The following is a 6,681-nucleotide window of genomic DNA, read 5'->3' as shown; positions in this document are numbered from 1 at the left end:
GTCCCTGAGAGCGGCCTCGACCTGCTCGCCACCGGCCTCGGCCGCTTCGAGCAGGCAGTCGACGAGGAACTGGACACCGTCGCCGCCGGCGGCTCGGTGTTCAAGGCCGTGCGCGGCGAGTACGGATCGGGCAAGACCTTCTTCACCCGCTGGCTCGGCGAACGCGCCAAACGACGCACCTTCGCCGTAGCTGAAGTACAGGTTTCGGAGACCGAGACCCCGCTGCACAAGCTGGAGACCGTCTACCGGCGACTCACCGAACGCCTGACCACCGCGAGCTTCCCACCAAGCGCCCTGCGGCCGGTCGCCGACGCCTGGTTCTACGCACTGGAAGAGGACGCACTCGCCGACGGCGCGGGCGAGAACGAGCTGCCGCAGGCCGTGGAGAGGCTGCTCACCGCCCGCCTCGCCGAGGTCTCCCGGCACGCACCCGCGTTCGCCACCGCCCTGCGTGGATACAAGCAGTCCCTGGACGCCGGAGACGAGGCCACCGCCGCCGCGGTCATGGCCTGGCTCGGCGGCCAGCCACACGTCGCCGCAGCCGCCAGGCGCAGCGCAGGCGTCCGCGGCGACCTTGACCACTTCGGTGCCTTCGGCTTCCTGCAGGGCCTGCTCACCGTGCTCCGGGACGCTGGGCACGCCGGACTCGTCCTCGTCCTGGACGAAGTGGAGACCCTGCAACGGGTCCGCTCCGACGCCCGCGACAAGGCACTCAACGCGCTGCGGCAGCTCATCGACGAGGTCCACTCCGGCCGCTTCCCGGGCCTGTACCTCGTCATCACCGGCACGCCCGCCTTTTACGACGGACAGCAGGGCGTTCAGCGACTCGCGCCGCTCGCCCAGCGCCTTGCCACCGACTTCACGACCGATCCCCGCTTCGACAACCCTCGGGCTGCCCAGATCCGGCTGCCCGGATTCACCGAGGAATCACTGACCAGCCTGGGTGCGACCATCCGTGACCTGTACGCGGAAGGCTCCCAGTCTCCTGACCGGATCAAGCAGCTCGCCGACGACGCGTACCTCACGGACCTGGCGCGGGCAGTGGGTGGGGCTCTCGGCGGAAAGGTCGGAGTGGCACCACGGCTGTACCTGAAGAAGCTGGTCGGGGACGTGCTCGACCGGATCGACCAGTTCGCTGACTTCGACCCGCGCACGCACTACAAGCTGACAGTGGCCAGCGGCGATCTCACCGCCACCGAACGGAACTTCGCCGCGCCCGCGCCAGCCGCCTCTGCGGACGATCTCGACCTCGAGATCTGAAGTCCCATTCTCCGAAGACCCGACTCTGACGGATCAGTGCAGGAGTTACAGACGTGCAGGAGCAGACGCGCGGCACCGACCCAGTGGAACGCCTCGACCCGGTCGTCTTGCACCACATCGTCAACACCCTCGGGTGGCCAGATCTACGCCCCCTGCAAAAGGCCGCCGTGCACCCGCTGATGGACGGCGAGGACGCGATCCTGCTCGCGCCGACCGCAGGCGGGAAGACGGAGGCCGCCACCTTCCCCATGCTGTCCGCAATGCGGGAGAAACGCTGGACCGGCACCTCCGTCCTCTACCTGGCCCCGCTCAAGGCGCTCCTCAACAACCTGGTGCACCGAGTCGACACCTACGCCCAGTGGTTGGGACGCCGAGCTGCCCTCTGGCACGGCGACACCCCCGAGTCTGTACGCCGGCGCATCCGCACCGATTCCCCCGACTTCCTGCTCACCACTCCCGAGTCCCTCGAAGCGATGCTCATCAGCGTCAAGACCGACCACTCGCACATGCTGGGCCGGGTGCGTGCCGTCGTCGTCGACGAGGTGCACGCCTTCGCCGGGGACGACCGCGGCTGGCACCTGCTCGCCGTACTCGAACGCCTGGAGCGACTGGCCGGCCACCGGATCCAGCGCATCGGCCTCTCCGCCACCGTCGGCAATCCCGACACCCTGCTCACCTGGCTCCAGGGCGCAAGCCCCGCCGACCGCCCCGGCCGAGTCGTCGCCCCCGGCGTCACCCTGCCAGCGGCCAGCGCTGCTGCAGCCGAAACTCAAGATCTCCCGCGCCCTGCAGGAGAGGTGGAACTTGACTACGTCGGATCTCTCGCCAACGCTGCCAAGGTGATCTCTGCCCTGCACCAGGGCGAAAAGCGGCTCGTTTTCTGTGACTCCCGCAAGCAGGTCGAGGAGCTCGGCGCGGCACTACGAGCCCGCGACGTCACCGTGTTTCTCTCCCACGCCTCCCTCTCCACCGACGAACGCGCCCGCTCCGAGCAGGCATTCGCCGAAGCACGCGACTGCGTCATCGTCTCCACCTCAACCCTCGAACTCGGCATCGACGTCGGCGACCTCGACCGCGTAATCCAGATCGACTCGCCCAGCACCGTGGCCTCTTTCCTGCAGCGCATCGGCCGCACAGGCCGCCGCACCGGAACCTCCCGCAACTGCCTGTTCCTCGCCACCCGGCCCGACGCCCTCCTCCAAGCCGCTGGCCTACTATCTCTGTGGACCCGCGGTTGGGTCGAACCCGTCACACCGCCCCCCGCGCCCCGCCACCTCGTTGCACAGCAACTCCTCGCCGTCACCTTGCAGGAACACCGCCTTGGCGATCGCTTGTGGCCCGAACAATGGAACGGCCTTGCTCCTTTTGACCGCTCCGCTGCCCCTCTCCTGTCCCACCTCGTCGAAGGCGGCTTCCTCGACAGCGACGGCGGCATGCTGTTTATCGGCACCGAAGCCGAGAAGCACTTCGGCCGACGGCACTTCATGGAGCTGACCGCCTCCTTCACTGCACCGCCCGAGTTCACCGTGCTCGCCGGACGCCAGGAGATCGGCACCACCGACCCCGCCGTCCTCACCGAAGAACGCCCAGGCCCGCGCCGCCTGCTTTTGGCCGGCCGCAGCTGGCAGGTCACCTTCATCGACTGGGCCCGACGCCGCGCATTCGTCGAACCCGTCGAAGACGGCGGCATCGCCAAATGGCAGGGAAGCGAAGCCCGCGGCCTCTCCTACGCCCTCACCCGGGCCATGCGCGATGTTCTCCTCGGTACCGACCCGGACGTCCGCCTCACCCGCCGCGCAACCGCCGCCCTCGCCGAACTTCGCATGGACCGCGCACCCCACGAAGTACACCCGGCAGGCACCCTCCTGGTCCGCGACGCCGACGCCACACGCTGGTGGACCTGGGCTGGCTACCGCGCCAATGCCACCCTCACGGCCTCTCTCGGCAACTTCGCAGACCCCATTCAGCGCCCGACCGACACCCACGTCCGGCTGCGCCAAGACCTCGCGCCCGACGACTGGAAGGCCGCCCGCGCTGAACTCCCTGACTCCCTGACCCTGCCCACCGTCGACCCGCGTGCCGTTCGCGGCCTCAAGTTCTCGGCCGCCCTCCCCCTTCGACTGGCTACCACCACCCTCGCCGAACGACTCGCCGACCTAGAGGGCGCCCTCACCGCTGCCCGAGAACCCGTGCGCCTGGAATGGGGCGGCTGAACAACCCAGATCAGGGCCCGCCGCCCGCTAGCAGTGGTTCCGCTCGAGCAACTTGGCGAGCCTCCCGGTTCGCGCTCCTGCTTGAGGAACGACACACACGGGACCCATCTACTTGATTTTCGCGCAGAGATGGGCGGGTTCCGCTATCGTCGGCGTGTGGAAATCACTCTGCAGCAGGCATTGAGTGATCTCCGGCAGTCGGGTGCGCTGGAGATCATCCGGGATGTCGCGTGCGAGGTGTACGCGACCAACGCCGACCGTCATGACCCCTCGCATGGGGATGACAACGGCACCTTTGCCCAACTGGTCTGGCGGAACATCGCCAACCTCTCCTTCCAGAGGCTCAACCAAGCAGGTATTCCGGTCCGCAAGGTCGCCGGCGGAGCGATCGAGGTCATCTCAGGGCCGTGGGTCCTGAGGATCTACAAGTTTCCGCTGACTGCACCTGGCAAGGTGCGGGACAAGCTGGAGCAACTGAGCTGGGACGGTAGCGTTGCGCGTCTCAGGGGTGCGGTAGCGAACAGTGCGATGAAGGGTCAGCTGACCTTCGATCAAGACCCCGACTGGACCGAGAGCTTCGCTGAGGCCGTTCGCCAGGGCCACGTGCGGGTCATGCACATGGGCGATCCCGAGACGGGCAACTGTGTCATCGAGGTCGGTCTCCCGCGGGACAACCGCGAGGGTGGGTCGCCTTGGCTTGATGGCACGGTCGAGATCCACAATGATCTCCAGGTCGGCCTTCCGGCTCCCCGCTCGGCCGAAGATGTCATGGTCGAGCAGGAAGGGTTGCCCCAAGAGGTCAGCGCGGGCGTGGACCGCAAGCTCGCGGAGCCGGGCATCGACGAGAGCCGTACTGCCAAGGAGGCTTCGAAGGCGCCCGCCTATAGCGACCTGGACGAGCACGAGCTGCCGCTGCGGCGGCGTACTGAAGAACCGCGTGAAAAGCGCGAGAAGACAGACTGAGAGATCATGCCGACACCGCTGCGAGGATCGAGAGGCGCTGAGCTCGCCTCCCGCTCCTTCGAACCTGAAGCTCTGACGACGGCCCGCCAGCTTCGAGGACTCCGCAAGAACGAGCTCGCCAAGAAGGTCGCGCTCACGCCAGCGGCGGTTAGTCAGTACGAGTTGGGCCAGAGCCGTCCGTCGGCTGCGGTGGTTGCGCAGCTGGCCATGGCATTGGGGGTGCCGGCCACATTCTTCGCAGCGGGCCACCCGCACCCGACGGTGCCCAGCGCTGCCCACTTCAGGAGCCTTCGGGCAACGACTCAACTGCAACGGGACCAGGCTGTCGCTTTTGGCAAGATTGCATGGAGGTTGGTTACCACTATTGAGCACTATGTGGAGCTGCCTCCTGTTGCGCTGCCTCGCCTGGCATTGCCGTCCGAGCCCAGCCGGGCGGACATCGCAGCCGTGGCACGGGACGCTCGTGATGCGCTAGGGGTTCCTACCGGACCCATTCCCCACATGACGCGGCTTCTCGAGGCTCATGGCGCGGTAGTTCTGGAGCTTCCAGCAATGTCCGAACGAGTGGACGCCTTTTCTCACTGGTACGGAAGCAGGCCCATGGTCTTCCGTAATCCTGCCAAGAACGACAGGGCTCGCTCTCGCTTCGATGCCGCACACGAGGCGGGGCACTTGGTCATGCATCTTGACGCAGAGCCCGGTAGCCGGATCATCGAGAACCAGGCGCATGACTTTGCGGCGGAGTTCTTGATGCCGAGTGCGGAGATCCTTGCGGAGCTACCGCAACGGCTCGATTGGGAGGTGCTATACGCGCTGAAGCGGCGTTGGGGAACGTCGTTGAAGGCAATCGTCTATCGCGCTCACGCTCTCGGCGCCTTCCGCGATGCAACGTATAAGCGCGCGATGATGATGCTCTCCCAGAACGGGGATCCGGAGCCGTGCGACCTGGGTCCTCGGGAAGCCCCTCTCCTGCTGGAGAGAGCAGTCCGCCTCTGCGAGGAGACGGGGGTGTCGTTCGACGAGCTCGTTGCTCGGTCGGGTCTTCCCTTTGAGCTCGCGAACGAGGTCTATGCGACGGCCACGATGACTCGTCCCCGCCTCGCTCTGAGTGTCGATGAGGGAGATGTGGCGACGGACGGGCCCGAGGTGCTTCAGCTCTTTCCGGGCTAGCCGTCTAATGGCCAGCGTCGGAAATAGATCCGACGGCTCCCACCGTTGAATCTCGGCGGTACTGGTGTATGGGAGGGGTGGTGTCGAACCTGAAGCTCTACAGCACGAATGGCGGCGTGACCGAGGTCGCACCGCGTCTTGCCGAGGTCGAAGCAGATGTGCAGAGCCTTGTCGAGGCCAACATGGAAGCACTGCTTGGGGTTCGCTTTCTGGCAAGCGAGTACAGCACGGGACCGGTCCACGGCGGTCGCATCGACTCGCTCGGTCTCGACGAGAACGGATCGCCCGTCATCGTCGAGTACAAGCGGGGCGTTGACTCGGGTGTTATCAACCAGGGTCTGTTCTATCTCAGCTGGCTCATGGATCACCGGGCGGAGTTCGAGCGCCTGGTCCGCAACCGGCTCGGGGCCACGGCTGCGGCCCGGGTGCTGTGGAGCGGACCGAGGCTGATCTGTATCGCCGGCGACTTCACCCGCTACGACGTGCATGCCGTGCGCGAGCACCGACGCAGCATCGACCTCGTCCGTTACCGGCTCTTCGGCAGCGACCTGTTCGGCCTTGAGGCCGTGGCTGCGGCCAGCGGCCGGTCGCCGGTTACCCGACGCGTTCGTCGGCAGGTGGCCGGGCCGGGGGGCGGCGGCCAGAGCATGGCCCTGGTTGAGCTGGCGCAGGCGATTGACGAGTCGCTGCTGGCGCTGGGCGACGGCGTGAACTGTGTCCAGCGCAAGATGTACCGGGCGTACCAGCGCCTGCGGAACTTCGCCTGCGTGTGCCCGCCCCAGCGGACCAAGCTCCTCGTCTATCTCAAGGTCGACCCGAAGCAGGTCGACCTCGTCCCTGGGTTCACCCGGGACGTGACGGGTCTCGGTCACCACGGCACGGGCGACCTGGAGGTGCAGCTGCGCACCCTCCGGGATGTGGAGCGCGCCCAGGAGCTGTTCCGCATGAGCTACGCGGCGGCGTGAAGCGTTAACGGGTCTTGGCCGATCACGTTTTTACGCGTCGATTCGATGGTCGTCTCGGTGATGCCTCTCGACGTACGGGCAGGTAGTGGCGGTGGACCATCAATCATGCG

Annotated in this window: 5 protein-coding genes and 1 pseudogene; all 6 read left to right on the top strand. The window is 66.8% G+C overall.

Features of this window, described 5'->3' with window-relative positions; all coding sequences use genetic code 11:
- The coding region (gene brxD, locus ACWGI8_RS11330; RefSeq protein ID WP_453659933.1) for a BREX system ATP-binding protein BrxD at nt 1-1,260 on the top strand (1,260 nt) is incomplete at its 5' end.
- Between the two features lie 53 nt (nt 1,261-1,313).
- Nucleotides 1,314-3,473, top strand: coding sequence for a DEAD/DEAH box helicase (locus ACWGI8_RS11325; RefSeq protein WP_453659932.1), 2,160 nt, complete (start codon nt 1,314-1,316; stop codon nt 3,471-3,473).
- A gap of 156 nt (nt 3,474-3,629) precedes the next feature.
- Nucleotides 3,630-4,436, top strand: coding sequence for a hypothetical protein (locus ACWGI8_RS11320; protein ID WP_453659930.1), 807 nt, complete (start codon nt 3,630-3,632; stop codon nt 4,434-4,436).
- A gap of 6 nt (nt 4,437-4,442) precedes the next feature.
- A pseudogene (locus ACWGI8_RS11315) lies at nt 4,443-4,658 on the top strand (helix-turn-helix domain-containing protein); the annotation flags it as partial.
- Nucleotides 4,659-4,937: 279 nt separating this feature from the next.
- A complete protein-coding gene (locus tag ACWGI8_RS11310; RefSeq protein ID WP_268251487.1) occupies nt 4,938-5,606 on the top strand; it encodes an ImmA/IrrE family metallo-endopeptidase in 669 nt (222 codons plus the stop codon).
- An 80-nt stretch (nt 5,607-5,686) separates the two neighbouring features.
- On the top strand, nt 5,687-6,571 hold the full coding sequence (locus ACWGI8_RS11305; protein ID WP_453659928.1) for a DUF5655 domain-containing protein: 885 nt from the start codon (nt 5,687-5,689) through the stop codon (nt 6,569-6,571).
- Nucleotides 6,572-6,681 lie beyond the last annotated feature (110 nt).

The sequence above is a fragment of the Streptomyces sp. NPDC054841 genome, from assembly GCF_053611045.1.
The sequence above is the reverse complement of the archived record's forward strand: the minus strand, read 5'-3'. Positions and strand labels throughout refer to the sequence as shown.

What these genes read in the sequence shown, in the direction of transcription:
- ACWGI8_RS11310 (WP_268251487.1), top strand. Translation starts at nt 4,938, where the DNA reads ATGACGCGGCTTCTCGAGGCTCATGGCGCGGTAGTTCTGGAGCTTCCA.